This is a genomic window from Yoonia sp. KMU-150 (assembly GCF_056858355.1).
In genome coordinates, this window is record NZ_JBXEQF010000002.1 from 629746 (window position 1) to 653748 (window position 24003).

The 24003-nt window shown below is 63.1% G+C and carries 22 protein-coding genes, 1 tRNA gene and 1 pseudogene; 8 read left to right on the top strand and 16 right to left on the bottom strand.

Features of this window, described 5'->3' with window-relative positions; genetic code table 11:
* Nucleotides 1–9: 9 nt before the first annotated feature.
* The 4 genes and pseudogenes from AC04PH_RS16025 to AC04PH_RS16040 form a co-directional block, all read right to left on the bottom strand.
* Nucleotides 10–225, bottom strand: a pseudogene (locus tag AC04PH_RS16025) (putative quinol monooxygenase); the annotation flags it as partial.
* Nucleotides 225–1736 carry a tripartite tricarboxylate transporter permease gene (locus AC04PH_RS16030; protein WP_483066824.1) on the bottom strand — a complete coding sequence of 504 codons (1512 nt, stop codon included), beginning with the start codon at nucleotides 1734–1736 and terminating at the stop codon, nucleotides 225–227. The pseudogene AC04PH_RS16025 and the gene AC04PH_RS16030, both read right to left, overlap by 1 nt.
* The gene (locus AC04PH_RS16035; protein WP_483066825.1) at nucleotides 1736–2485 is read right to left on the bottom strand and encodes a hypothetical protein; all 750 of its coding nucleotides are present in this window, start codon (nucleotides 2483–2485) and stop codon (nucleotides 1736–1738) included. The genes AC04PH_RS16030 and AC04PH_RS16035 overlap by 1 nt, the downstream gene beginning before the upstream one ends.
* Nucleotides 2486–2563: 78 nt before the next feature.
* Nucleotides 2564–3571: a Bug family tripartite tricarboxylate transporter substrate binding protein gene (locus tag AC04PH_RS16040; protein ID WP_483066826.1), complete on the bottom strand. Its 1008-nt coding sequence runs from the start codon at nucleotides 3569–3571 to the stop codon at nucleotides 2564–2566.
* Nucleotides 3572–3709: 138 nt separating this feature from the next.
* On the opposite strand from AC04PH_RS16040, the gene AC04PH_RS16045 reads away from it, so the two are divergent.
* The 3 genes from AC04PH_RS16045 to AC04PH_RS16055 are packed head-to-tail and all read left to right on the top strand — an operon-like array spanning nucleotide 3710 to nucleotide 6487.
* Nucleotides 3710–4795, top strand: coding sequence for an isocitrate/isopropylmalate dehydrogenase family protein (locus AC04PH_RS16045; RefSeq protein WP_483066827.1), 1086 nt, complete (start codon nucleotides 3710–3712; stop codon nucleotides 4793–4795).
* Nucleotides 4792–5802 carry a Gfo/Idh/MocA family protein gene (locus AC04PH_RS16050; RefSeq protein ID WP_483066828.1) on the top strand — a complete coding sequence of 337 codons (1011 nt, stop codon included), beginning with the start codon at nucleotides 4792–4794 and terminating at the stop codon, nucleotides 5800–5802. Before AC04PH_RS16045 ends, AC04PH_RS16050 begins: the two co-directional genes overlap by 4 nt.
* 4 nt (nucleotides 5803–5806) lie before the next feature.
* Complete coding sequence (locus AC04PH_RS16055) at nucleotides 5807–6487, top strand: GntR family transcriptional regulator (protein WP_483066829.1); 681 nt, start codon at nucleotides 5807–5809, stop codon at nucleotides 6485–6487.
* 111 nt (nucleotides 6488–6598) lie between these two features.
* Here AC04PH_RS16055 and AC04PH_RS16060 read toward each other — a convergent pair whose 3' ends face one another.
* The 8 genes from AC04PH_RS16060 to AC04PH_RS16095 form a co-directional block, all read right to left on the bottom strand.
* Entirely contained in the window at nucleotides 6599–7546 is a 948-nt protein-coding gene (locus AC04PH_RS16060; RefSeq protein ID WP_483066830.1) for an ABC transporter substrate-binding protein, read from the bottom strand.
* A 42-nt stretch (nucleotides 7547–7588) separates the two neighbouring features.
* Complete coding sequence (locus AC04PH_RS16065) at nucleotides 7589–8569, bottom strand: ABC transporter permease (RefSeq protein WP_483066930.1); 981 nt, start codon at nucleotides 8567–8569, stop codon at nucleotides 7589–7591.
* Between the two features lie 14 nt (nucleotides 8570–8583).
* Complete coding sequence (locus AC04PH_RS16070; protein WP_483066831.1) at nucleotides 8584–10092, bottom strand: sugar ABC transporter ATP-binding protein; 1509 nt, start codon at nucleotides 10090–10092, stop codon at nucleotides 8584–8586.
* Nucleotides 10089–11222: a Gfo/Idh/MocA family protein gene (locus AC04PH_RS16075; RefSeq protein WP_483066832.1), complete on the bottom strand. Its 1134-nt coding sequence runs from the start codon at nucleotides 11220–11222 to the stop codon at nucleotides 10089–10091. Before AC04PH_RS16075 ends, AC04PH_RS16070 begins: the two co-directional genes overlap by 4 nt.
* On the bottom strand, nucleotides 11222–12277 hold the full coding sequence (locus AC04PH_RS16080) for a sugar phosphate isomerase/epimerase family protein (RefSeq protein WP_483066833.1): 1056 nt from the start codon (nucleotides 12275–12277) through the stop codon (nucleotides 11222–11224). The genes AC04PH_RS16075 and AC04PH_RS16080 overlap by 1 nt, the downstream gene beginning before the upstream one ends.
* A gap of 18 nt (nucleotides 12278–12295) precedes the next feature.
* Complete coding sequence (xylA, locus tag AC04PH_RS16085; protein WP_483066834.1) at nucleotides 12296–13606, bottom strand: xylose isomerase; 1311 nt, start codon at nucleotides 13604–13606, stop codon at nucleotides 12296–12298.
* Nucleotides 13603–14610 (bottom strand): LacI family DNA-binding transcriptional regulator, encoded by a 1008-nt coding sequence (locus AC04PH_RS16090; protein WP_483066835.1) that lies wholly within the window; start codon nucleotides 14608–14610, stop codon nucleotides 13603–13605. The genes xylA and AC04PH_RS16090 overlap by 4 nt, the downstream gene beginning before the upstream one ends.
* 301 nt (nucleotides 14611–14911) lie before the next feature.
* Nucleotides 14912–14985, bottom strand: a tRNA-Cys gene (locus AC04PH_RS16095).
* Nucleotides 14986–15121: 136 nt separating this feature from the next.
* Between AC04PH_RS16095 and AC04PH_RS16100 the strand changes: the two genes are divergently transcribed.
* The 3 genes from AC04PH_RS16100 to AC04PH_RS16110 all read left to right on the top strand — a co-directional run bounded on the left by AC04PH_RS16100 (nucleotide 15122) and on the right by AC04PH_RS16110 (nucleotide 18136).
* Nucleotides 15122–15775: a protein-L-isoaspartate O-methyltransferase family protein gene (locus tag AC04PH_RS16100; RefSeq protein WP_483066836.1), complete on the top strand. Its 654-nt coding sequence runs from the start codon at nucleotides 15122–15124 to the stop codon at nucleotides 15773–15775.
* Nucleotides 15776–15808: 33 nt separating this feature from the next.
* On the top strand, nucleotides 15809–17176 hold the full coding sequence (locus AC04PH_RS16105; protein WP_483066837.1) for a TolC family outer membrane protein: 1368 nt from the start codon (nucleotides 15809–15811) through the stop codon (nucleotides 17174–17176).
* 93 nt (nucleotides 17177–17269) lie between these two features.
* The gene (locus AC04PH_RS16110; protein ID WP_483066838.1) at nucleotides 17270–18136 is read left to right on the top strand and encodes a hypothetical protein; all 867 of its coding nucleotides are present in this window, start codon (nucleotides 17270–17272) and stop codon (nucleotides 18134–18136) included.
* Here the strand turns inward: AC04PH_RS16110 and AC04PH_RS16115 are convergent.
* Nucleotides 18133–19599: a cobyric acid synthase gene (locus AC04PH_RS16115; RefSeq protein ID WP_483066839.1), complete on the bottom strand. Its 1467-nt coding sequence runs from the start codon at nucleotides 19597–19599 to the stop codon at nucleotides 18133–18135. The two genes, AC04PH_RS16110 and AC04PH_RS16115, sit on opposite strands and share 4 nt — an antisense overlap.
* Before the next feature lie 53 nt (nucleotides 19600–19652).
* Here AC04PH_RS16115 and AC04PH_RS16120 point away from each other — a divergent pair, with 53 nt between their 5' ends.
* Nucleotides 19653–20231, top strand: coding sequence for a cobalamin biosynthesis protein CobQ (locus AC04PH_RS16120; RefSeq protein WP_483066840.1), 579 nt, complete (start codon nucleotides 19653–19655; stop codon nucleotides 20229–20231).
* Between the two features lie 79 nt (nucleotides 20232–20310).
* On the opposite strand, the gene AC04PH_RS16125 is transcribed toward AC04PH_RS16120, so the two are convergent.
* A complete protein-coding gene (locus AC04PH_RS16125; protein ID WP_483066841.1) occupies nucleotides 20311–20634 on the bottom strand; it encodes a DUF6280 family protein in 324 nt (107 codons plus the stop codon).
* Nucleotides 20635–20861: 227 nt separating this feature from the next.
* Here AC04PH_RS16125 and efp point away from each other — a divergent pair, with 227 nt between their 5' ends.
* Entirely contained in the window at nucleotides 20862–21425 is a 564-nt protein-coding gene (gene efp / locus AC04PH_RS16130) for an elongation factor P (RefSeq protein ID WP_483066842.1), read from the top strand.
* A gap of 54 nt (nucleotides 21426–21479) precedes the next feature.
* Here efp and ygfZ read toward each other — a convergent pair whose 3' ends face one another.
* Nucleotides 21480–22211: a CAF17-like 4Fe-4S cluster assembly/insertion protein YgfZ gene (gene ygfZ, locus AC04PH_RS16135; RefSeq protein WP_483066843.1), complete on the bottom strand. Its 732-nt coding sequence runs from the start codon at nucleotides 22209–22211 to the stop codon at nucleotides 21480–21482.
* Nucleotides 22204–23985: an ABC transporter ATP-binding protein gene (locus AC04PH_RS16140; protein WP_483066844.1), complete on the bottom strand. Its 1782-nt coding sequence runs from the start codon at nucleotides 23983–23985 to the stop codon at nucleotides 22204–22206. Before AC04PH_RS16140 ends, ygfZ begins: the two co-directional genes overlap by 8 nt.
* Between the last annotated feature and the right edge of the window lie 18 nt (nucleotides 23986–24003).

Consider the following 24003-nt stretch of genomic DNA (forward strand, 5'->3'; position numbering starts at 1 on the left):
TGTCTTGAAATGGGCAGACGCCAGATGCGCGTCAAAGGCGACCCGGTCGTCGTAAAGCTCGTACAGGAACACCTCGTCGGGGCGCTCGGGGTCAGTCGCCACGTCGAACTGACGGCAACCGGGCTCGGCTGTCATGCTGGTACGGGCGTTGGCGCGCATCAGCGGCATGAAATCCGCCATGTGTCCGGGCGCAATCGTGAAGGTGACGACGACGGCATAGGGCATTATGCAACCTTTCTGCGCAGACGCGCGAACATGCGGCGGATCGCGGGAACCTGGGACAGGACAAGCGCCACATTGAGTGTGAGCAGAATGGCAGCACCGGGGCGACTGATAAAGACACCAAGATCACCTTCGGAGATCAGCAGCGCGCGGCGGAACGTCTCGTCGAACAGGCCGCCGAGGATCACGCCGATCACCAGTGGTGCGATGGGATACCGCAGCAGGTTCATGAAGAACGCGACGAATCCGACGCCCAGCATGAGATACAGGTCGTTGATACCGCCGCCCACGCTGAACGATCCGATGGTGGTGAGCACCATCACGATAGGCAGGAAAACCGTCTGCGGGATCCGCAAAATCCTGATGAAGACGCGCGCCGTGAACAGCCCCATCAGGAACATCGTGAACGAGGCCATGACCATGATCGCGACGACGCGCAGAATGATGTCGGGATCGATCGTCGGCCCGGGAATGATGTTGTTGATCTTGAACGCGCCCATCAGGGCCGCCGCGGGCGGAGAGCCGGGGATGCCAAGAACCAGCAGGGGGATCAGTGCGCCGCCGATGCAGGCGTTGTTCGCGGTTTCCGACGACAGCAAGCCCTCGATAGAGCCCTTCCCGAAGTTCTTGCCGTCCGGGCTGACGGACTTGCCGACGCCGTAGCTGACCCAGCCCGCGACATCCTCGCCCACGCCGGGCAGTGCGCCGACGCCGGTGCCGATCACGCCGGAGCGTGTGATGGTGGGCAGGTGCTGGCGTACGCGTTTCATGTTGGGCAGGATGCGACCTTTCAACTGGACCATCCTGCCAAGCTCGACCGCGCGCAGCCCTTCGATGATCTGCGGGACCGCGAAGGCCCCCATCAGGACGGGCACGACCTGAAACCCCGACAGCAGATACGACCAGCCGAAGGTATAGCGCGGTTCCGAAAGCAGCGGGTCGAGCCCGACCATGGCCATCGCAAGGCCGATCAGCCCCGATATCCAGCCTTTGATCACCAGATCCTCCGACATCAGCGTGCCCGACAGCAGGATGCCGAACAACGCGAGCAATGCCTTTTCTGGGCTGGCGATGTTCTTGGAGACCAGGAGCAGCACCCAGACGAAAATCAGCAATGCGATCGTGCCGATCAGGGTGCCGATGAAGCTGGCGGTGGTCGTCAGGCCCAACGCTTCGCCGCCGCGTCCTGCCCTGGCAAGGGGGTAGCCATCCATCGCGGTCGCCGCCGAGGCCGCGGTGCCGGGAATGTTGAGAAGGATCGTCGGATAGGACCCACCATAGATCGCACCGACATAGGCACCCAGAAGCGCGATCATGGAATAGTCCAGCGGGATTTTGTTGCCGAAGAACCCTGTCAGGATCGTGACCGCGAGCGTTGCCGTCAACCCGGGCAGGGCACCGAAGACGATGCCCAGAAATACGGAGCTGACCAGATAGACATAGGTGACCGGGTCGGAGACCAGAGCGTAGAACGCACCGCCGAAACCGGACAGCTGGGCTGCGACAAACTCCATCAGTTTCTCCAGAGCGGGCGTAGATTGACGTAATATTGGTATTCGATCTGACTGAAGATCAGCCCGCCCCGGTTCGGGACGTTCTGACGAAACCCGAACGCCATGGCGCAGACCAGGATGACAGGGGCAGTGACGGCGATGACAGGAATGGCGCGGGTGACGCTGTCGCGCGGGCCGCGCCAGGCGATCGCGCTCAACACGCCCCAGACGGCAAGGGTCAGCCAGTCGTCGTCATGCGGTGTGGACCATTCCGATTGCGGGAAATGCATCGCGGCGGCATAGGCGGCGGGGATAAACACGGCGCAGGCCGCGATCATCATCCGCTGTGGTCGACCGGTATGATAGCCGTAGATCAGTGCGGTGATCAGAAGCCCGCTGCACAGGATGAAATCGACCCGTGGCACAAGCCCGATGATGTAAGAGCCGACGATGAGCGCGATCGTCGTGAAACGAACCGCCTCCTTGCGATCCCAACCGATACCGACGCCGGTCAGGGCCGTTTTCGCGCCACCGGCGCGGACCGCGATGACGAGCAAGATGATGGAAAGCACAAGCATCGCGCCGAAAATGCCCAGCGGCACGACGGCGGCGGAGTTATACCAGCTTGCACCGCTGACACCGGCCCGGTTCCCGCCGAAAAGCGGGATCAGGCTGGTGCGCCACAGGAAAAAGACGGATACCGCGATCAGCACCAATGCAGCCCAGAAATCGCGGGCACGCAGAATGGCGGTGTCGTTGTCGTCTTGCACAGGCGCGGTTCCCTGAAAATCGGTGCTGTGAAAAGGCGGGGCGCGTGTGACACGCCCCGCCCAAGATACGCGCGGGCGTTACTCGCAGGCGATGTCCAGTGTCGCCGGATCGACGGTCGCGGCACCCAGTTCCTGCAGCGTGCAGGCGAATGTCTCTTCGAGATTGGTGAAGAGGGCCGTTGCCTCTGCGCCCGACTGGCCGCCGATGTCGTAGTTGTTGGCGGCGGCCCATTCGGCGACAGTGTCGCTTGCCATGGCCTGATCGAACGCGGCGACGAGCGTGTTTTTCACGTCGTCAGAGGCAGAGTTGTGAACCGCAAAGCCGATGGCCTGCTTGAGCGGCAGATATTCATCCAGACCCTCGTAGAGATCGAAAGCGGACGGGACCGTGATGTCACCGATGGTCGCCTCCTCCGGCGTCAGCATGGCAAGGGGGCGAAGCAGACCACCCTCGATCAGGGCCGCCTGTTCAGCCAGCGACGTGACCACGACCGCCACTTCGCCCGCCAGCGCGGCCTCTTGTCCCGGGGCGGACCCGCCATAGGGGATGAAGTTGAACGTGGCACCGGTGCCGTTCTGGATGGCGAGAAGGTTGAGATGGTGGATGGATCCCGCGCCCGATGCTGCCGCCGGGATCGACCCCGGCGCGGCTTCGGCTGCCGCAATCAGATCTTCCATCGTTTCGTAGGGGCTGTCGGCAGGCACCGAAATCAGATCGGGCGAACCGCCGACGATGAATGGAAACCAGTAGTCGAACCGCTGATCCCAGCCGCCTTGGACCGCCGCCGTCACGTTCGATTCGGACAGGCCGACCAGGGTGTAGCCGTCATCCGGCTGGTTCTGGACGTAGACCATCCCGTTCGAGCCGGCGACGCCGCCGGTCTGGTTGATCACGTTGATACTGACGGGGAGATGTTTTTCCATCTCTGCCATGATCATGCGATTGATGCTGTCGGTTCCGCCGCCCGCACCCCAGACCACGGCCGTCGTGATGTCGCGGAACGGATAATCCTGTGCCAGCGACGCGGTTCCCATTCCGGTGACGAGTGCCGCCACAGCGGCGATCCTACCCAAAAACGGTTTCATGTTGCTTCCTCCCTGAAGTCGGCTTTGTATGCATTTCTTATTGCATTTATTTATGTATGCATTAAATATCGTGCTGTCAACCGGCGTTGTAATGCGGCCATATTGGTCTCAAAGCGGCAGACAGGAGTGAGGGATCAAATGAAGACACGTTTCGATATTGCTGTGTTTCACGGTGACGGCATCGGGCCCGAGATCATGCGACCGGCAGTCGATATCCTGACCTCTCTCGCTGCCACTCGATCATACGATTTTTTGTTCACGGACTGCCCGGCAGGCGCGGCCCACTATGCACAAACCGGAGAGTCTCTGCCGCAAACGTCGATGGATATCGCCCGCCGGTCTGACGGCATATTGTTGTCGGCGATGGGCCTGCCGTCGGTGCGCTATGACGACGGCACGGAAATTTCCCCGCAGATCGAAATCCGCAAGGCGCTGTCGCTTTTTGCCGGTGTACGCCCGGTGCGGATATTCCCGGGCCAGCGCACGCCGCTTCGATTGCCGCCGGGCCGTGAGGTCGATTTTATCCTGATCCGAGAAAGCACCGAGGGGCTGTTTTTCAGCCAGGGCAACGGCGAGGTCACGGAAAACGAGGCGCGCGAAACCCTTTTGATCACGCGCGACATTTCGGAGAAACTGTTCCGCTTTGCCTTCAGGCTGGCCCGGGACCGAAAATCAAAGGGTAGTGGCCCCGGCCGCGTGACCTGTGTGGACAAGGCGAACGTGTTTCGCGCCTTCGCGTTTTTCCGCGAGATTTTTGACGGGATCGCAAAGGACTTTCCCGATCTGACCGCCGATCACGCCTATGTCGATGCCACCGCACTCTGGATGGTGCAGAAGCCGTGGGACTTCGACGTGCTTGTCACCGAGAATATGTTCGGGGATATCCTGTCGGACCTTGGCGCAGGGCTGATGGGGGGCCTTGGTGTCGCACCGTCCGCCGATATCGGGCTCGACAACGCGGTATTCCAGCCGTGCCACGGGTCCGCCCCCGACATCGCGGGCAAGGGACTTGCCAACCCGATGGCGATGATCCTGTCTGCGGCGATGATGCTCGACTGGCTGGGTACGAAGCATGGCAATGCACAACTGGCCGACGATGGCGCACGGTTGCAGGACGCGGTGGAACAGGTGATCGCGGAGGGGGCTAACCTGACGCCGGACCTTGGCGGCACCGGCACGACGGAAACAGTGGGCAGGGCCATCGCGGCACGGCTGATGGCATGACGGTCCGCGTCGCTTGTGTGGGGGCGGGGTATTTCAGCCGGTTCCACTATGGCAGCTGGGCACGGATGGACAGGGTCACACCGGTCGGTGCCTGTGACCGCGACATCGAAAAGGCGCGCGCGACCGGTTTGCCCGCCTTCGACGATCTGGACCGGATGCTGGCCGACACACGGCCCGATCTGCTCGACATCATCCTGCCGCCAGTGTCGCAGGCCCACGCTATCCGCGTGGCGCTGTCCGCAGGGATCAAGACGCTGATCTGTCAAAAGCCGTTCTGCAACGATCTGGCCGAGGCGGAGGCCATCACGGATTTGGCCGCCGCGGCTGGCGCCCACCTGATCATTCACGAGAATTTCAGGTTTCAGCCGTGGTTCCGCGCGATCAAGATCGCGATGGACGACGGCAGAATCGGGGACGTGCAGCAGGTGACCTTCCGGCTGCGGCCCGGCGACGGGCAGGGGCCGCGCGCCTATCTCGACCGGCAGCCATATTTTCAGCAGATGAAAAAACTGCTAATCCATGAAACGGGTGTGCACTACATCGACACCTTTCGTTTCCTGCTGGGGGAACCGCTGGCGGTCTATGCCGACTTGCGCAGGCTGAACCCGGTTATCGCGGGGGAAGACGCGGGATATGTGCTGTTCGACCACGCGAACGATGCGCGGGCCCTGCTGGACGGCAACCGCCATCTTGATCACCGCGCCGACAACCTGCGCCGCACGATGGGCGAGGGGCTGATCGAAGGCACCGCCGGAACGCTGTCGCTGACGGGCGACGGGGCGGTGCACCTGCGCCGGCATTCCACAACCGCGTCACATGAGATTCTTGCGCCGGATACCTGGGACGGTTTCGGGGGGGATTGCGTCCACCACTTGCAATCGCACGTCATTTCGGGACTCTTGGACGGGTCGGGATTTGAAAACGAGGCCGCGGACTATCTGAAGGTCATTCGGATAGAGAACGCGATCTATGCGTCATCGGAAAGCGGGCGCAAACTGGAGGTGTGACAGGATGATGGACGGTGGCTCTGCGAAATCGCGGCCCAACAGCCAGCGTGCGATCGACGAGTTGCGCGATCTCATCTTCAGCGGCGAACTTGCGGCCGGTTCGGATCACCTTGAAACGGAATTGGCGGAGCGACTGAAAATGTCGCGCACCCCGGTTCGCGAAGCCCTGCTGGCGCTGGAGGGGCAGGGGCTGCTGGAGATGCGGCCGCGAAAGGGGGCTCGCATCCTGTCGCTGTCGCCGCACGACATGGGCGAGATCTACGAAATCCTGACCGCGCTTGAAAGCGTGGCCGCCCGCAATGCGGCGACAGCGGGATATTCGGACAGCGACCTGTCGGGTCTTGTGCGCGCCATCGACGACATGGATACGGCACTCGCCGCCGACGACCGGCGGGCCTGGGCGGATGCGGACGACCAGTTCCATTCCGAGCTGGTGCGTCTGGGCGGCAACAGCCGGATCAGGGGTGTCGTGTCGATGATGGTCGATCAGGTGCGGCGCGCGCGGGCGATCACGTTGTTCATGCGTGAAACGCCGCATCAGTCGAACCATGACCACCGCCGCGTCATGGAAGCGATCCGCGACGGCGATCCGGAGGCCGCCTATCGCATCCACCATGCCCACCGCACGCAGGCCCGCGAAACACTGCTGGACCTTTTGGACAAGCACCAGTTGCGCAGCATTTGAGAATGTTTGTGGGGTGGTCGACTGGTCAACATACCGAGGCGTTATGACCGACCCAAGGACCAATGTAGTGGCGCGCAGCGAAGACACCTGGCCCCCGCTGCGCCTGTCGGCTTAGAACGGGCTGTCGGGGTAGTAGAAGTCGGCGGCGTTCTCTTGCGTGATCAGCACCGATCCGATCACGAACGTGCCGGAGACCGGTGCCGTCGATGTCAGACCCACCGCCGTCAGTTCGATAGCCGTCGCGATCATGGCGGGTGGATAGGTCACGTTGGCGGGGATCATCGGGTCGCCGTCGCGGGTCCGGGCGATCATTTCCTTCATGCCGGCACCGCCCAGAACGAACTGGATGTCATCGCGCCCCGCCGCCTCGATTGCGGCCAGAACGCCGATGGCCATATCGTCGTCAGAGGCCCAGACCGCGTCGATCTGGCCGTGCTTGGACAGGAAATCCTCCATGACCACAAAGCTGTCGTCGCGGTTCCAGTTGCCGTGTTCCATGTCGATGATCTCGATGCCGGACCCTTCGATCGCGGCCTCGAAGCCTGCCACACGCTCGTTGTCGATGGTCGTGGGAATACCGCGAAGTGCGACGATCTTGCCGCCGTCCGGCATGGCCGACACCATGTATTCACCCGAGACCGTGCCGAAGCCGCTGTTGTCGCCGGCGACGTAGAGGTCCTCGATCCCCTCGACCGACAGACCGCGATCGACGACGGTGACCCATGCACCGCTGTCAGCGACGGCCTGAACCGGGCTGGTCAAAGGCTCCGATTCAAACGGCAGTACGACGAGCGCGTCGATATTGCGGGTCGCCATCATATCCTCGATGTCGTTGACCTGTTTGGCGGGGTCCGATGCCGTCGCCAGTACGAAGTCGAGCTGCGGATAGACTTCTTCGAGCCGATTGACCGCTTCCTGCGCGTGGAAGTTCATGCCGCCGGCCCAGCCATGGGTCGCTGCCGGGATCGACACGCCGATCACCTTGGTTTCCTGTGCCATCGCGGGCATGGACAGCGTTGTGGCGACCGCGAATGCACCTGCAAATTTTTGAACTGTCATGGTTTTATCCTCCTATGGACCATTCAGTAGGGACGGCGGGCGCTAGCCCTCCGCTTTCTTCTCGCGCTGCAAGATCACAGCGAGAATGATGATGACGCCTTGAACCGCACCGTTCAGATAGGGTGAGACACCGTCGGTCAGGTTCAGAATATTGCCGATCAGCGACAGGATGAGCACACCGATCACCGTGCCCCAGACCCGGCCGAAGCCGCCCTTGAGCATCGTGCCGCCGATAATCACCGCGGCGATGGCTTCCAGCTCCCACAGCACGCCGGTGCTGGACGAGGCGGAGCCCAGTCGCGGGACATACATGATCGTGGCGACGCCGACCAGGACGCCCAAGGCGACATAGGTCAGCATCCGCACGCGGTTGACGTTGACGGATGAATAGCGCGCCACCTGATCGTTCGATCCGACAGCCGCCGCGTGACGGCCGAAGGCACCGCGCCGCATGACGATTTCGCCCAGAATCGCGACGAGCGCGAAGACGATGATTGGCCAGCTGATCCCGAGGATGCCGTCGAAATAGATCGGGCGGATGATCGCGCGCATCCCGAAGTCGAGCGAAAGCGTGCCGCCATCGGCCAGCCATGTCACGAGGCTGCGGTAAATCCCCATCGTGCCGAGCGTGACGATGAACGCCTCGATCCGCATATTGGTGATCAGGAAGCCGTTGATGAAACCGGCCGCGGTGCCTGCGACGATCGCCGTGGTCAGCCCCACGAACACCAGCGGCCAGCCCGGCCCCATGGTGGGCAAAAGCCCGTTCATCACAAGGATCATCAGGCCTGCGATAAAGGCTGCCATCGACCCGACGGACAAATCCAGACCACCGGCGGTGATCACGAACGTCATGCCGACGGCGATGATGCCGATGAAGGCGGATCGCGACAGGACGTTGGTGATGTTTCCGGCGCTCAGAAAGTTGCCGTTCATCAGGGCACCGATGATCACCAGCGCGACCAGCGCCAGGATCGGCCCAAGGACGCGCAGATCGAGGAACGGGTTTGGTCTTGGGTTCATGTCGGTCGTAGCCACTATGCCGCCTCTTCGTTCTGTGCGCCAAGGCCCATGGCAAGCCGCACGATTGTGTCTTCGTTCATGTCATCGCCGGAGACTTCACCTGCCACCCGGCCCAGCCGCATCACGATGACACGGTCTGCCAGGCCGATGACCTCCTGCATTTCGGAACTGATGACGATGATGGATTTGCCTTGTCCGGCGAGAGCATGGATGAACTCGTAAATCTGTTGTTTGGTGCCGATGTCGATCCCGCGTGTCGGTTCGTCGATGATCACGATATCCGGGTTGGCCAGCATCACCTTGGCGATCAGCAGTTTTTGCTGGTTGCCGCCCGACAGGTTGCCGACCGCGACGCTGCGCGACGGCGCGCGGATGTCGAAATCCGCAATGGCCTTGGTCAGGGCCGTCTCTTCGGCGCTTTTGTCGATCAGATAGTTGGTGAAAGCGGGCAGGCATTGCAGGGTCAGATTTTCCCGCATTCCCTTGTCGAGGATCAGCCCGCGGCTTTTGCGGTCTTCCGTCAGATAGCAGATACCCGCGGTCTGCGCCTGCAGCGGGGTCTTAAGTTGCACCGGTTCGCCGTTCAGCAAAACCTCGCCCTTGGCAGAACGCAGGCCGACCAGCCCCTCCATCGTTTCGGTCCTGCCGGAACCGATCAGACCTGAAATGCCCAGGATTTCGCCCTTTCTCAGGGCGAAGGACACGTCCTGCGCAAAGCCCGGAACCGAAAAACTTTTGACCTCCAGGACGGTTTCGGCGCCGACCGGTGTCGTGCGGTGCGGATAGAGTGACGAGACATCGCGCCCGACCATCGCCTCTGCCATCTGATCCTCGGTGTAGTCGGCGGTGAGGCCTTGGGACACGACATGTCCGTCGCGCAGAATTGTAATCCGGTCGGAAATCCGCTTCACCTCGTCCAGTTTGTGCGACGTGAAAAGAATCGCCACGCCCTGCGCCTTCAGTCCCTCGATCTGATCGAAAAGCACGTCCGCCTCGCGTTCGGTCAAAACGGCGGTGGGTTCGTCCATGATCAGAACCCTGGCGTTGCGCGACAGGGCCTTGGCGATTTCCACCATCTGCTTATCCGCATTGGCGATGTCGCTGACGCGCGCCGACGGATCGACCTTGCAGTTCAACCTGTCGAGAAGGGCTCGGGCCTCGGCCTGCATCGCCGCCTTGTCCAGCAGAAAACCCCGTTTCTTTTCGTGCCCGAGGAAGATGTTCTGCTCCACCGTGAGCAATTCGGCCAGATTGAATTCCTGGTGGATCAGGACCACGCCCTGCGCCTCGGCGGCCTGTGAGGTGCCGAACGACACCGGCACGCCGTCGCGCGCGACCGTGCCGGAGGTCGGAGCGAGATAGCCCGACATGATTTTCATCGTCGTCGACTTGCCCGCTCCGTTTTCGCCGATCAGCGCATGTACCTCACCCGCTGCAAGCGTGATGTCCACGGCGTGCAGGACCTGCACAGGGCCAAAGCTGCGGCAGATACCGGACAGCGACAGGGCGGGCGTTTCGGTCATACCTTGACCCAGGCCGCATTGCGCGAAGACGACCGCACGCAGGCGTCGATGAACGTCATCCCGGCAAAGCCGTCGTGCACGGTCGGCAGCAGATGGTCGGGCGTCGCACCGTCGCGTGCCGCGACGATCAGGTCGGCCGCCTCGTTATAGATATTGGCAAAGCCTTCGAGATACCCCTCGGGATGGCCCGGCGGGATGCGCGAGGCATTCTGGTTGGCCGGATCGGCACCCGCCCCGTTGCGGGTCAGTAGGCGCTTGGGCTCTCCATGCGGCGTGAACCACAGATAATTTGGGTCTTCCTGCGACCATTCCAGACCGCCCTTCGGGCCGTAGACCCGCAGCTTGAGCGCGTTTTCGTTGCCCGGTGCCACTTGCGACGACCACAGCATGCCCTTCGCACCGCCCTGATAGCGCAGCATGACGTGCACGTTGTCGTCAAGCCTGCGCCCTTCGACAAAGCTGGTCAGATCGGCGGCAAGGCTGTCGAGGGTCAGCCCCGTCACAAAGCCCGCGAGGTTGTAGGCATGGGTGCCGATGTCACCGACACAGCCGCCGGCACCGGAACGGGCAGGGTCGGTGCGCCATTCGGCCTGCTTCAGGCCTTCTCCCTCCAACGGCGTGGTCAGCCAGTCCTGCGGATATTCGACCTGCACGACGCGAATGTCGCCCAGCAGCCCCTCGGCCACCATGGCGCGCGCCTGTCGCACCATCGGATAGCCGGTGTAGTTATGGGTAAGGATGAAATGCGCGTCCGATTTCTCGGCGGCGGTCACGAGCTTTTTCGCATCCGCAAGCGTCGATGTCAGCGGCTTGTCGCAAATGACGTGGATCCCGCGCTTGAGGAACTCCTTGGCGGCGGGGTAGTGCACGTGGTTCGGGGTCACGATCGACACCGCCTCCACGCCGTTTTTCAGGCGCGCCTCGCGCTTGGCCATTTCGGTGAAATCGCCATAGCAGCGGTCGGCATCCAGCCCGAGGGCGGCCCCCGACGCCTTTGACTTTTCCGCCGTCGAGGACAGCGCGCCCGCAACCAGTTGAAAGCGTCCGTCGATGCGTGCGGCGATGCGATGCACACCGCCGATAAAGGCGTCGTTACCGCCGCCGACCATACCGAGCCGAATAGGTGCCATTATGCGATCCCCATCATCTTGGCGTTCAGGGCGGTGTCGGCACCCCCGTCCGCGAAATCGTCAAACGCCCGTTCCGTCACACGAATGATGTGGTCCTTGACGAATTGTGCGCCTTCGCGCGCGCCGTCTTCTGGATGTTTGATCGCGCATTCCCATTCGACCACGGCCCAGCCGTCAAAGTCATTTGCGGCCATCTTGGAAAAGACGGCACCGAAGTCGACCTGACCGTCGCCAAGCGAGCGGAACCGGCCCGCCCGGTCGACCCAGGACTGATAGCCGCCGTAGACCCCCTGACGGCCCGTCGGATTGAACTCCGCATCCTTGACGTGGAACATCCGGATGCGGTCCTTGTAGATGTCGATATTGTCGAGGTAGTCCATGCATTGCAGCACGTAATGCGACGGATCGTAAAGCATGTTGGCCCGTGCATGATTGCCGGTTCTTTCCAGGAACATCTCGTAGGTGATGCCGTCGTGCAGGTCTTCGCCCGGATGGATTTCGTAGCAGACGTCGACACCGCAATCCTCTGCGTGGTCAAGAATCGGCATCCAGCGTTTCGCCAGTTCGTCGAACGCCTGTTCGACCAGCCCGGCGGGGCGTTGCGGCCATGGATAGACATAGGGCCAGGCCAATGCGCCGGAAAACGTCGCATGTTCCCCGATGCCGAGGTTCTTTGACGCCGACAGCGCTTTTTTGACCTGATCGACGGCCCATTCCTGCCGTGCCTTGGGATTGCCGCGCACTTCAGGTGCCGCGAAGCCGTCAAATGCGTCGTCATAGGCAGGATGCACGGCGACGAGTTGCCCCTGCAGATGCGTCGAAAGTTCCGTCACCTCGACACCGTTGGCGCTGGCCTGCCCGGCCCAGTCGTCGCAATAGGTCTTAGAGGTCGCAGCCTTGTCGAGATCGATCAGCCGCGCGTCCCAGCTCGGCACCTGCACACCCTTGTAGCCGCAGTCGGCCGCCCATTTGGTGATGGAATCCCAGGAGTTGAACGGTGCCTCGTCTCCGGCGAACTGCGCCAGAAACAGTGCTGGCCCCTTGATCGTTTTCATCGGTTTTCCTCCCTCTCGTCACACGTAGCGATTGACGATGTTTTCCAGTTTTTCCTGTTGTCCCGAAACCGGCTGCGGGTTCAGGTCACGTGCCTCGGCCTCGGCCGCAATCCAGTCCAGCGTGGCATCGTCGGCCAGCATGGCCTTGGCCGTGTCGGCGTCCCACCCGGCGTAACGGGCGCGGCGTGGTCCCTCCAGCGCGTCGTCGGCCAGCATCGCATGGGCCGATTTCAGACCGCGTGCGCAGACGTCCATGCCGCCCACATGCGCCGCGATCAGATCGCTTGCATCCAGCGACTGCCGCCGCAGCTTGGCGTCGAAGTTGGTGCCGCCTGTGGTGAAACCACCAGCCTTGAGGACCTCGTAATAGGCGAGCGCCGCTTCCGGTACGTTGTTGGGAAACTGGTCGGTATCCCACCCGGACTGGTAGTCGTTGCGGTTCATGTCGATGGAGCCGAAGATGCCCAGCGCGCGCGCCATCGCCAACTCGTGCTCGAACGAATGACCGGCCAGAATGGCGTGCCCCTGTTCGATGTTGACCTTGACCTCGTCTTCCAGCCCGAAGCGTTTGAGAAAGCCGTAGACCGTGGCGACATCGTAGTCGTACTGATGCTTGGTCGGCTCTTGCGGCTTCGGCTCGATCAGGATCGCGCCCTCGAAACCGATCTTGTGCTTGTAGTCGACGACCATGCTCAGGAACCGGCCCATCTGCTCCAACTCGCGGTCAAGGTCGGTGTTGAGCAGGGTCTCGTAACCTTCGCGCCCGCCCCACAGCACGTAGTTTTCGCCGTTCAGGCGGTGGGTGACGTCCATGCAGGTCTTCACGGTCGAGGCGCAATAGGCAAACACATCCGGGTCCGGGTTGGTGCTTGCCCCGGACATATAGCGCCGGTTCGAGAACATATTGGCCGTACCCCACAACAGTTTCGGGCCGCCGTCGGCCATCTTCTCTGCAAAGTAATCGGCCATCTCGTTCAGGCGCTTGTGGCTTTCCTGCAGGCTGTCGCCTTCGGGCCTGACGTCGTGGTCGTGAAAACAGAAGTAGGGCACGCCGAGGATGCGGAACATATCGAAGGCGTCGTCGGCTTTTTGCCGGGCCAGTGCCATCGTGTCTGCCGGGAACCACGGCCGTTCGAAGGTCTGGCCGCCGAAGGGGTCGTTCCCCTCCCAGACAAAGTTATGCCAGTAGCAGACCGCAAAGCGCAGATGCTCTGCCATCGTCCTGTCGCCCAGCGTTTCAGCCGGGTCGTAGTGGCGGAACGCGAGGCTGTCCAGTCCGGCGTCCGGATCGAAGGCCACGGGTTCGATGTCTGCGAAGTATCCTGTCATGCGATGTTTTCCCGGCTGAAGATATTGAGTCGAATTTTCCCGGTATCGGGGGCCATGTCGCGGCCTTCCGTCAGGTCGCGCATGATCCGCACCGCGGCCCCGACGGCGGCGGGCGTATCCTGATCCAGCACCAGATCGATCACGCCGTCGCGCAGCCCTTGGCGCGATGTCGGCGTCAGTTCGTGCACGATCGTCACCGGTTTGGCGGCGATTCCCTGTACGGCGCGCACCAATCCCTTGTTACCCGCCCCGATGGCGTAGATCCCGGCAAGCGGGCGCAGGTCGGCCTCCTGCCTGACCAGGCCCTCGACGGTCAGAGCGTCGTCGTTTCCCTCGACCGCGGGCAACAGGTTCAGGTGGCGATACCGCTCCTGCATGACACGGCGAAAGCCCATCATCCGTTCGTTGTGATCGCGCGACGACAGTGACCCGGCGATCATCAGAATCGAACCGGCGTCGCCCAGAAAGCGGCCCATGAATTCGGCGGCGGTGCGTCCGGCGGCCACGTTGTCGAGGCCGACATAGGCCTCGCGCTCCGAATGCGGTAGATCGGCGACCAGGGTGACGACGCGCATGCCGGATGCTTTCAGCCGACGGACCTCGTCCTGCACCTCCGGCGCCTCGCTCGCCATGATCGCGACTGCGTCGCAATCAAGTCCGCGCAGGGCGGCGACCTGTCCGGCCACATCGAAAGCATGGGTCGGAATGATCTGGATCAGGATCTGTTCTTCCAGCAATCTGCGCCGCTCGACCTCGAGCGCCGCAAGCAGCAACGCCACGAATCCGGTATCGCCCGACGGTACCACGAAACAGAATCGATAGATGCGGCGGCGCGACAGGTTTGCGGCGGCCAGATTGCGGACGTATCCGGTCTGGGCGACGGCTGCCTTTACCTTGGCCTCGGCCTTTTTGGAGACGCCGCCACGGTTGTTGAGAACACGATCGACCGTCGCGAGGCTGACCTCCGCCACTTTCGCGACATCATGTACCGTCGGCCCGTGCATTCTGGACGCTCCCCCCTGAGTTCGAAGCTATGGTGAGAAATGATGAACGTCAATCATTTTTCTGATTGGTTCATGTCATTTCGCCCGATCGAAGCATGATCATTTTTGCATGACCAACCGGTAACCTGCGCGAAAGAGCACGTGTTCGAACGACGAATTCAGGCGAGATGTCGTTTGATCGTGGATACTTATACTAGTGGGTGCATGACAGAGACATCGCAAATCGCGAGCGCATTCAAAGCCTGCCGACAGGCCAGCCCGACACCCCGGTGTAGTACCGGTAAATTCTTGCAGTGGATATTGGAGGCGAGTACCGGAATCGAACCGGTGTACACGGATTTGCAATCCGCTGCGTCACCACTCCGCCAACTCGCCTGCCGTGGTGTGAGCGGAGCGATATACCAAGCGTCGGAGGGGCGCAAGATGCCGCAGGCGGCGGGATGAGCCGTTGCCGCGCGGACGCAGGTATGGCATCACCATCTACAGGATTCCGAACGAAAGAGCTGAGCGCGTGACCGATTACCAAAACCGCCGCACGATGATGGTCGATACGCAGGTCCGGCCGTCCGACGTGACCAAATTCCCGATCATCGACGCGATGCTCGACACGCCGCGCGAAGTCTATGTGCCCGACGCGCTGCGCGAGGCCGCCTATGTCGGCGAGAATCTCGATATCGGACGGGGGCGGACCTTGTTGGAGCCACGGACGCTGGCCAAGATGCTCGATGCGCTGGAGACGCGGAAGGACCAGGTCGCGCTCGATCTGGGGTGTGGGCTGGGGTATTCGACGGCCATTCTGGCGTCGCTGGTCGAGTTCGTCGTCGGGGTCGAGGATGACGCGGATCGCGCCGCCGAGGCGCAGGGCCTGCTGTCGGCGCAGGGCGTCGACAACGCGGCCGTGATCGCGGGCGCGTTGGCCGAAGGTGCTGCAAAATCTGGTCCCTACGATATCATCATGGTGCAGGGCGCGGCCGAAACGGTGCCAGACAGGCTGCTCGCGCAGTTGAAGGAAGGCGGGCGCATCGCCTGCCTCTTTGCGGAAGGTGCGCTGGGTGTGGTGCGGATCGGTCACAAGATCGACGGTGTGGTCAGCTGGCGCTATGCGTTCAATGCAAGTGCGCCGATCCTGCCGGGGTTCGAAAAGGAAGAGGCCTTTGCGCTGTGACGCGGTGCATGGCCGGGGCAGGGGATTGCTGATATGATTTCGCCTATTCGCAACATGATCGGAGGCGCGGCTGTCGGTCTGGCGCTTGCCCTGACCACCGTGGCCGCCAAGGCCGAGACGCTGGCGGATGCGCTCGTACACGCCTACGAACATTCCGGGCTGCTCGATCAGAACCGCGCCCTGCTGCGCGCCGCCGACGAGGATGTGGCGCAGGCCGTGGCGGCCACATTGCCGGTGATCAACTGGTCGTCCAGCATCACAGCCACGTCGCCGCAGGCACCGGGCTCCGATCTCATCGCGGCCAATGCGCGCATTTCCGGAGAGTTGGTGATCTTCGACGCCGGTGCCAACCAGATCGCCATCGACGCGCAGAAAGAACTGGTGCTGAGCACGCGCCAGGCGCTGCGCAACGTCGAACAGCAGGTGCTGTTGCGCGCGATCGAAGCCTATATGAACGTCCGCCGCGACAGCGAGTTCGTCGCCCTGCGCCAGAACAACGTGCGCCTGATCACGCAGGAATTCCGCGCCGCTCAGGACAGGTTCGACGTGGGCGAGGTGACCCGCACCGACGTGGCACTGGCCGAGGCGCGGCTGGCCTCCGCCCGCAGCCTGCTGGCCTCTGCCGAAGGCGCCCTCGTGCGCTCCATCGAAGAATTCCGCGTGGCCGTCGGCCGCAGCCCGAGTTCGCCGCAGCCGGTATCGCCCGCGCCCGTGTCGCGCGGCATTGCCGACGCCAAGGCCTTTGCCGTGCGCAATCACCCCAACATCCTCGAAGTGCAGCATTCGGTCGCCGCGGCAGAGCTGAACATCCGCCGGGCCGAGGCCGCGATGAGTCCGACAGCACGGCTGACCGGCAGCATCGGTATCGACCAGGATCTGAACGCCGGTCGTCAGATCGGCATCACCGTGGGCGGGCCGATCTATCAGGGCGGTCGCCTGTCCAGCCAGGTGCGTCAGTTCATGGCGCGGCGCGATGCCGCGCGGGCGGGTCTGCATATCACACGCCACAACATCGAACAGCAGGTCGGCAACGCCTTTGCGTTTCTGGAAGTGGCGCGCGCCTCGCGGCAGGCGTCCGACCAGCAGTCCCGCGCGGCGACCGTGGCATTCCGGGGTGTCCGCGAAGAGGCCACGCTGGGCGCGCGCACCACGCTGGACGTGCTGAACGCCGAGCAGGAATTGCTGGACGCCCGCGCCAATCAGATTTCCGCGCAATCGGACGAGGTGATCGCCTCCTACACACTCCTCGCGGCGATGGGTCTGCTGACGGCCCAGCACCTGCAACTGCCAGTCCAGCAATACGATCCATCGGCCTACTACAATCTGGTCAAGGATGCACCCACGATCACCTCGGAACAGGGGGCCGCGCTCGACCGGGTTCTGCGGGCCATCGGCGACTGATCCTGCCAAGGCCGCGTGTTTGGCGGCGCGCCGTCAGTTGTTTGATAACGGTCTTTGGGTTACAGTTGCGCGAGGCCAAAGCAGGATCACAGAATGTCCGACCCGATGACCAATCTTCAGATCGAGGATGTGCTGTCCTCTATCCGCCGCCTTGTCGCAGAGGGGGACAAGTCCCGATCCACCGGCAAAGCCGCGTCCGACGGACAAAAAGTACCGGATGCAAAGCCCGCATCACCGGCGGAGCGGCTGGTCCTCACACCCGCATTGCGCATTCCTGAAGACACCCGCACTGCCACGGATGCGGATGCCGGGTCTGATCAGACTGCCGCCAACTCCGACGAGGATCCTACACCCGAAGACCGCGTGCGTGGTGACGAGGCAATCGCGGCGGCGCTGGCGACATCGCCTGACGACGTGACAGCGGCTGCCGCAGACAGCGCGTCTCCGATCCACCCGGTCGAGATTGTCTTCGATGATGGCGACGACACCCCGGACGCGGGCGAGGCACCGGAGGACGTGAAACCCGACACGTTCGTGGACGCAGAAACAGACGATGCTGGTAAGGCCAGTGACGCCCCGTTTATCCTCAAGGAACCGGAGTTCCGCCATTTCGACCGCGACGCGCTCAGCCGGGCCGACATTCCGCTACAGTCGATGGCAGCGGGCAAGATGGCCGAAGCCGGTTCCACCCCTCCCGACGACGCGCAGGAAGATCACGGCGATGACCTGGCTGCCGATACAGCGCCAGATCCGCAGATCGACGAACGTCTGAACGCCTTTCTCTCCGATGACGCGATGCTCGCCGATGCCGGTCTGGACGAGGCGACGCTGCGCGCCCTGATCGTGGATGTCATCCGCGATGAACTGCAGGGCGTCATGGGAGAACGGATCACCCGGAACGTGCGCAAACTGGTGCGGCGCGAAATCCACCGGGTGCTGGCCGCGCAAGACATGGACTAGGGTTTCCGGCGCTTCGGCTCTGCCGCGATTTCCAGAATTCTATCGACATCCAGATGCGCCTCGACATGCGCGGCGAGCGCGTCCAGCGTCGCCTCGACACCCGCGGCATACCGCGACCCGCCGGGGACCGCACCCAGGCTGGCCAGAAAACCCTCGCGGAAGGCATCGGCGCTGAACAGCCCGTGCAGATAGCAGCCCATGATGCGCCCGTCCGGGCTGGCGGCACCGGCGATCTGCCCGTCGATCTCCAGCCAACCCCGGGCGCAGTCCGGGCCTTCGGTAAACCCGAGGTGGATTTCATAGCCCTCCACCACATCGCTCGTCGGCAGATAAGTGGCGCTGGTGCGCGACAGCCGCTTTTCAGGCTTCATTACGGTCGTGATGTCCAGATGGCCAAGGCCCGGCACCCGGCTGGGCGGTCCTTCCAGACCGTCGGCGTCGACAATCTCGCGCCCCAGCATCTGGTAGCCCCCACAGACGCCAAGCACGCGGCCGCCGCGCCGGATATGGGCATGCAGGTCGATGTCCCAGCCCTGCGCGCGGAAATGCGCCAGATCGGAGATGGTGGATTTCGATCCAGGGATCAGCACCAGATCGGCGTCGCCGGGCAGGGGGCGGCCCACCGGCACGATGTCGACCGACACCTGTGGACTGGACGACAGCGGGTCGAGGTCGTCGAAATTCGCGATGCGGTTCAGGCGCGGCACGACGACCTTGATCTGGCCGCCGGGGCGGCTGGCAATGTCCATCACGTCCTCGGCCGGCAGCTTCCACGCATCCGCGAACCACGGCAGCACGCCGCAGTTCTGCCAGCCTGTCGCATGCGCGATCACGGTTAGACCATCATCGAACAATGACGGATCGCCGCGAAATTTGTTGATGCCGAACCCGCGGATCAAGGCGCGGTCATCGGTGGGAAGCACGGCATGGGTGCCGACCAGCTGCGCGATCACGCCGCCCCGGTCAATATCGCCGAACAGCACCACCGGCACACCTGCGGCCTGCGCGAACCCCATATTGGCGATGTCGCCAGCACGCAGGTTCACCTCTGCCGGGCTGCCCGCACCTTCGACGATGATCAGGTCATGCGCTTCGGCCAGCCTGTAAAAGCTCTCCAGCACGGCGGGCATCAGCGTGGCTTTCATCCGGCCATAATCGCGCGCCTTCAACGTGGTCATGCGCTTGCCCTGCACGATCACCTGCGCGCCTGTCTCGGTTTCGGGCTTCAGCAGCACCGGATTCATGTCCACCACAGGGTCGCGTCCGCAGGCCAGCGCCTGCAGCGCCTGCGCACGTCCGATTTCACCACCGTCGACGGTCACGGCGGCGTTGTTGGACATATTCTGCGGCTTGAACGGCGCGACCGAAAGCCCCCGGCGCAGGGCCGCCCGTGCCAGTCCCGCGACCAGCATCGACTTGCCGACGTTGGACCCGGCCCCCTGGATCATGATGGCTTTGGTCATTGCGTCCCCCTTGCCGCGCCTGTCTAAAGAGGCTGAACCTGCGGGGGAAGGCCATGAACACACCGGCGCATCTGATTTTCGGCCTCACCGCCTTTGGTCGTGCAGACCACCGCGCGGTAACGGCGGCGGCGCTGGCAGGCTCGCTGATCCCCGATCTGTCGCTCTACCTGCTGGCCGGGTGGGAGTTGCAGGTCATGGGCACCCCGCCGCGCGTGGTATTCGGCGAGATGTATTTTTCCGACGCATGGCAAAGCATCTTCCGCATCGACAATTCCATTATCCTCTGGGGTATCGCGCTGGCTGTCGCGGCCATGCTACGCAGCCCTGTGGGCATCGCGCTTTGCGGCGCGGCGTTGCTGCATCTGTTCCTCGACTTTCCGCTGCATCACGACGATGGGCGCGCGCATTTCTGGCCGGTGACCGACTGGATTTTCCAAAGCCCGGTCAGCTACTGGGACCGCACGCACTACGGCGGTATCGTCAGCGTGATCGAGGTCGCGGCGGTCATCGCTTGCTGCGTCGTACTCTGGCGCCGGTTCACCGGCTGGTGGATGCGGGGATTTGTTCTGACGATCGGCGCGCTGCAGGCCGCCCCTGCCATCATCTTTGGCATCATGTTCGCGGGCGGCTGAAACGTGAAACGCCGCCCCGAGCAGAAGGCGGCGTTTCGAATAGTCGGCCTGGCAGGGCCAACGTAACTGTGATTGCGGATCAGGCGGCGCGGGCTTCCTGCTCTGCCGCGTGACGCCGCTCGCTTTCTTCGCGGGACAGGGCGACAGAGGTGCGTACGCCCTTGCCGACGAATTCCATCAGCCCGGCCACGACACGCTCGTTCGGGTCGATCCCGGCGCAGGACAGCACCTCGCGGCCATCGCGCGACCGCGCCCAGCGTGCGATCTGCTCCGGCCCGTTGCCATATTTCTTGTCGTCCGAAATTGCATCGTCCAGCGCGGCGAGAACGACTGCAGCGAATAGCTTGCGCGAGCGGTTACCCTGCTCGTTGTTGAAAGCTGTGCCGTCGACAAAATCTCTCATGGTGGATCCTTGTATTCTTTTGCTCTTGCGGTTCTCGGTTCCGAGCAGTTATGCCCGATCCAGGTCGATTCGGGGCACCTGTTTTGGAATGGCAGCCATGCAATTTGTGCATGGCTCACGATGTCGACACGGCGTATCTAGTCGTCTTGTCAGGTACTCCATCCCCAGATATAGGGTGCGTCAACTTCCGATCAACCTTTCGCCACATTTTTGACACAAAGTGACCCATGCCTAAAATCAACGGTAACGAAATTCGCCCCGGTAACGTGCTGGAACACGACAATGGTCTGTGGGCCGCGGTCAAGGTGGACCATGTGAAACCGGGCAAGGGCGGTGCTTTCGCGCAGGTGGAATTGAAGAACCTGCGCGACGGGCGCAAGCTGAACGAACGCTTCCGCTCCGCCGACAAGGTCGAGCGTGTGCGCCTCGACCAGAAGGACCAGCAGTTCCTGTTCGAGGCCGACGACATGCTGACCTTCATGGACACCACGACCTTCGACCAGATCGCGCTGCCCGCCGATATTCTGGGGGAACGCCGCCCGTTCCTGCAGGACGGCATGACCGTGCACATCGAATACTACGGTGAAGAGGCGCTGAACGTGACCCTGCCGCTGAAGGTCACCTGCAAGGTGGTCGAGACGGAGCCTGTGGTGAAGGGACAGACGGCCGCCAACAGCTTCAAGCCCGCGACGCTGGACAACGGCGTGCGCGTGATGATCCCGCCGTTCGTCGGCGTGGACGAGGATATCGTCGTGAACACCGAATTGGGCGAATACGTCGAACGGGCGTGAGCGAAGCGACCACCGGAGCCACCGGCTGGAGTATTCTGGAAAAAGCGAATGGGGTCAGTCTGTGAGGTGCAGGCTGGCCCCTTCGGTTTTCATGTCATCCATACGATCGAAACGCAGATAGGCGATGGCGTGATTGCCCGACACCGTGTGCAGCGTTCCGGCCGGGCGGTCGCCCGACGTGATCGTATCGCCCGGCTGCGCGTCACCGTCGATCCGCACCCGGCGCAGGCCCTTCTTCAACTCCGTCTTGTGCTTCATGCGGGCGGCGATCTCCTGCCCGACATAGCAGCCCTTCTTGAAGTCGATGCCGTTCAGCCGTTCGAACCCGGCTTCGAGGATATAGGTGTCTGGCGTCAGCTCGATACCGGTTTCCGGGATCACGTGCCGCACCCGGACCGCATCCCAATCGGTGCCGTCATCGCCCGTGGCCCCGCCATAAAGCCGCCAGCCAAGATCGGGATGCCGCGGATCGGGCAGGGCACCGTCCGGCGCAGCGCCGGTCCCGCGCGCAACCCGCACATCCGACATGTCGATCTGCACGTCCGCGCGCAGGCGATACATCGACAGCCGCTGCGCCAGTTGTGGCGCGTGGCTGGTGGCGACGTCGATCAAGAGGCGATCCTGCTCCGGCACGACGAAGAAATCCGCGATGAACTTGCCCTGCGGGGTCAGCAAAGCGGCATAGACGATGCCATTTGTCGCCCGTGTCACATCGTTAGTGACCAGTCCTTGCAGAAAATCGACCCGCTCGTTGCCGGTCAGGCTCAGGATGCTGCGGTCAGTCATGGGCGGCCTCCTTCTGGCTGAATTGTAGACGGTGCAGGTCGGCATAAAGCCCGCCGCGCGCCAGCAGATCGTCATGCGTCCCCTGATCCACGACCCGCCCCTGATCCATCACGACGATGGAATGGGCGTTGCGTATGGTCGACAGGCGGTGCGCGATCACCAGCGTGGTGCGCCCGGTCGACAACTCGTCAAGCGCGCCCTGAACTGCGGTTTCCGCCTTGGTGTCCAGCGCGCTCGTCGCCTCGTCCAGCAGCAGGATCGGCGTGTCGCGCAAGAGCGCGCGGGCGATGGCCACGCGCTGGCGCTGCCCGCCCGACAGGTTCGATCCGCGCGGACCGGCGGGGCTGTCCAGCCCGTCGGACAGCTGCGGCAGGAAATCCGCGACGCTGGAGGCGCGCAGCACATGCTGCAATTGCGCCTCGTCGATATCGGTGCGGCCCAGCAGGATATTTTCGCGCAGGCTTTCGTCGAACAGCGCCGCATCTTGCGACACGACCGAAAACAGCCCGCGCAGATCGGCGAGCGACAGCGTGTCGATGCGTGTATCTCCGATCAGCACGGTACCGTCCGCCGGTTCGATCAGCCGGGTCAGGACATTGAAGGCGGTGGATTTGCCCGCACCTGAGGGGCCAACCAGGGCCGTCGTCCTGCCCGCCGCGGCGGTAAAGCTGGCACCGCGCAACACGGACAGGTCGCCGTATTGCAATGTCACATTGTCGAAGCGGATCACCGGCGCGCCGTTGGGTGCAGTCGCCGGTGTGGCGGGTGACAGCAGGGTCGGGCGCGATTGCAGCACCTCGCGGATCCGGTCGATTGAGGCGGCGGCGGTCTGCCATTGACCGCTGACGGCCCCCAACCGACGCAGCGGCTCGAACGCCAGCGACATGGCGGTGAAGAACGACATGAACTCGCCGACGGTCTTTTCGCCGGAAATGATCTCCGCCCCGCCGAATATCAGCACACCGAAGAACCCCAGCCCGGTCATGATGTCGATCAGCGCCGGAACGGCGGCTTGCCCCTTGGCGGCCTTGACCTCCGCCGTCACACGTTCAGCCGACAGCGCGTCGTAGCGGGTGGATTGATAGTGCTCCAGCGCGTTCAGCTTGATCGGGTTGATGCCGTGAAAGACCTCGTCCAGCCGGGTTGCCATCCGCCCTGCCAGTGCCCGCGCCAGACCGGAGCGTCTGCGCACATAGCGTTGCGCCATCAGCGAGGGCAGCACCAGAAACGGTACGCCGATCAGGGCGACCGACGTCCATTTCCAGTCCACGCTGATCGCCACGCTGAACAGGGCCACCACGGCGATCAGGTCGCGCCCCACGCTGGTCAGGATATTGGCCCAGACCCCGTTGATCGCCGCCACGTCGCCCTGCACCCGCTCGATCAGCGATCCGGGCGGGTTGACCTGGTGATAGCTGGTGTCGAGCGTCATCAGATGCCGCAACAGGTGGCTGCGCATGTCGGCGGCAGCCGACTGGCCGACCTGCGCCATGAATATCTTTTGCCCCGATGCGCTCGCGGCGCGCACAAGGAAGATGCCAAGGATCGCGAAACCGACCCACCAGAGCGCGCTTTCGTTCCCTGCCACGAAAACTTCGTCGAACATCGGCTGGATCATCCAGGACAGCAGCCCCAGCATCGACCCTTCGACCGCCATCAGTGCGACACCGGCGGCCAGCGGCCATTTATGCGCACGCAGATAGTCGCGCCACAGCCAGCGAAACAGGCGGATCGCCGATTGCGGGGCGTGCGGATCGGGGGGGGCTGCGGCCATGGGTGTCTTTCTGCGGGC

Bases quoted from the DNA above. Each gene is read 5' to 3' on its own strand.
- AC04PH_RS16140 (WP_483066844.1), bottom strand. From the start codon at position 23,985: ATGGCCGCAGCCCCCCCCGATCCGCACGCCCCGCAATCGGCGATCCGC.
- AC04PH_RS16060 (WP_483066830.1), bottom strand. From the start codon at position 7,546: ATGACAGTTCAAAAATTTGCAGGTGCATTCGCGGTCGCCACAACGCTG.
- AC04PH_RS16040 (WP_483066826.1), bottom strand. From the start codon at position 3,571: ATGAAACCGTTTTTGGGTAGGATCGCCGCTGTGGCGGCACTCGTCACC.
- AC04PH_RS16090 (WP_483066835.1), bottom strand. From the start codon at position 14,610: ATGCACGGGCCGACGGTACATGATGTCGCGAAAGTGGCGGAGGTCAGC.
- AC04PH_RS16080 (WP_483066833.1), bottom strand. From the start codon at position 12,277: ATGAAAACGATCAAGGGGCCAGCACTGTTTCTGGCGCAGTTCGCCGGA.
- AC04PH_RS16070 (WP_483066831.1), bottom strand. From the start codon at position 10,092: ATGACCGAAACGCCCGCCCTGTCGCTGTCCGGTATCTGCCGCAGCTTT.
- xylA (WP_483066834.1), bottom strand. From the start codon at position 13,606: ATGACAGGATACTTCGCAGACATCGAACCCGTGGCCTTCGATCCGGAC.
- AC04PH_RS16050 (WP_483066828.1), top strand. From the start codon at position 4,792: ATGACGGTCCGCGTCGCTTGTGTGGGGGCGGGGTATTTCAGCCGGTTC.
- AC04PH_RS16045 (WP_483066827.1), top strand. From the start codon at position 3,710: ATGAAGACACGTTTCGATATTGCTGTGTTTCACGGTGACGGCATCGGG.
- efp (WP_483066842.1), top strand. From the start codon at position 20,862: ATGCCTAAAATCAACGGTAACGAAATTCGCCCCGGTAACGTGCTGGAA.
- ygfZ (WP_483066843.1), bottom strand. From the start codon at position 22,211: ATGACTGACCGCAGCATCCTGAGCCTGACCGGCAACGAGCGGGTCGAT.
- AC04PH_RS16055 (WP_483066829.1), top strand. From the start codon at position 5,807: ATGATGGACGGTGGCTCTGCGAAATCGCGGCCCAACAGCCAGCGTGCG.
- AC04PH_RS16115 (WP_483066839.1), bottom strand. From the start codon at position 19,599: ATGACCAAAGCCATCATGATCCAGGGGGCCGGGTCCAACGTCGGCAAG.
- AC04PH_RS16110 (WP_483066838.1), top strand. From the start codon at position 17,270: ATGTCCGACCCGATGACCAATCTTCAGATCGAGGATGTGCTGTCCTCT.
- AC04PH_RS16075 (WP_483066832.1), bottom strand. From the start codon at position 11,222: ATGGCACCTATTCGGCTCGGTATGGTCGGCGGCGGTAACGACGCCTTT.
- AC04PH_RS16030 (WP_483066824.1), bottom strand. From the start codon at position 1,736: ATGGAGTTTGTCGCAGCCCAGCTGTCCGGTTTCGGCGGTGCGTTCTAC.
- AC04PH_RS16065 (WP_483066930.1), bottom strand. From the start codon at position 8,569: ATGAACCCAAGACCAAACCCGTTCCTCGATCTGCGCGTCCTTGGGCCG.
- AC04PH_RS16120 (WP_483066840.1), top strand. From the start codon at position 19,653: ATGAACACACCGGCGCATCTGATTTTCGGCCTCACCGCCTTTGGTCGT.
- AC04PH_RS16125 (WP_483066841.1), bottom strand. From the start codon at position 20,634: ATGAGAGATTTTGTCGACGGCACAGCTTTCAACAACGAGCAGGGTAAC.
- AC04PH_RS16105 (WP_483066837.1), top strand. From the start codon at position 15,809: ATGATTTCGCCTATTCGCAACATGATCGGAGGCGCGGCTGTCGGTCTG.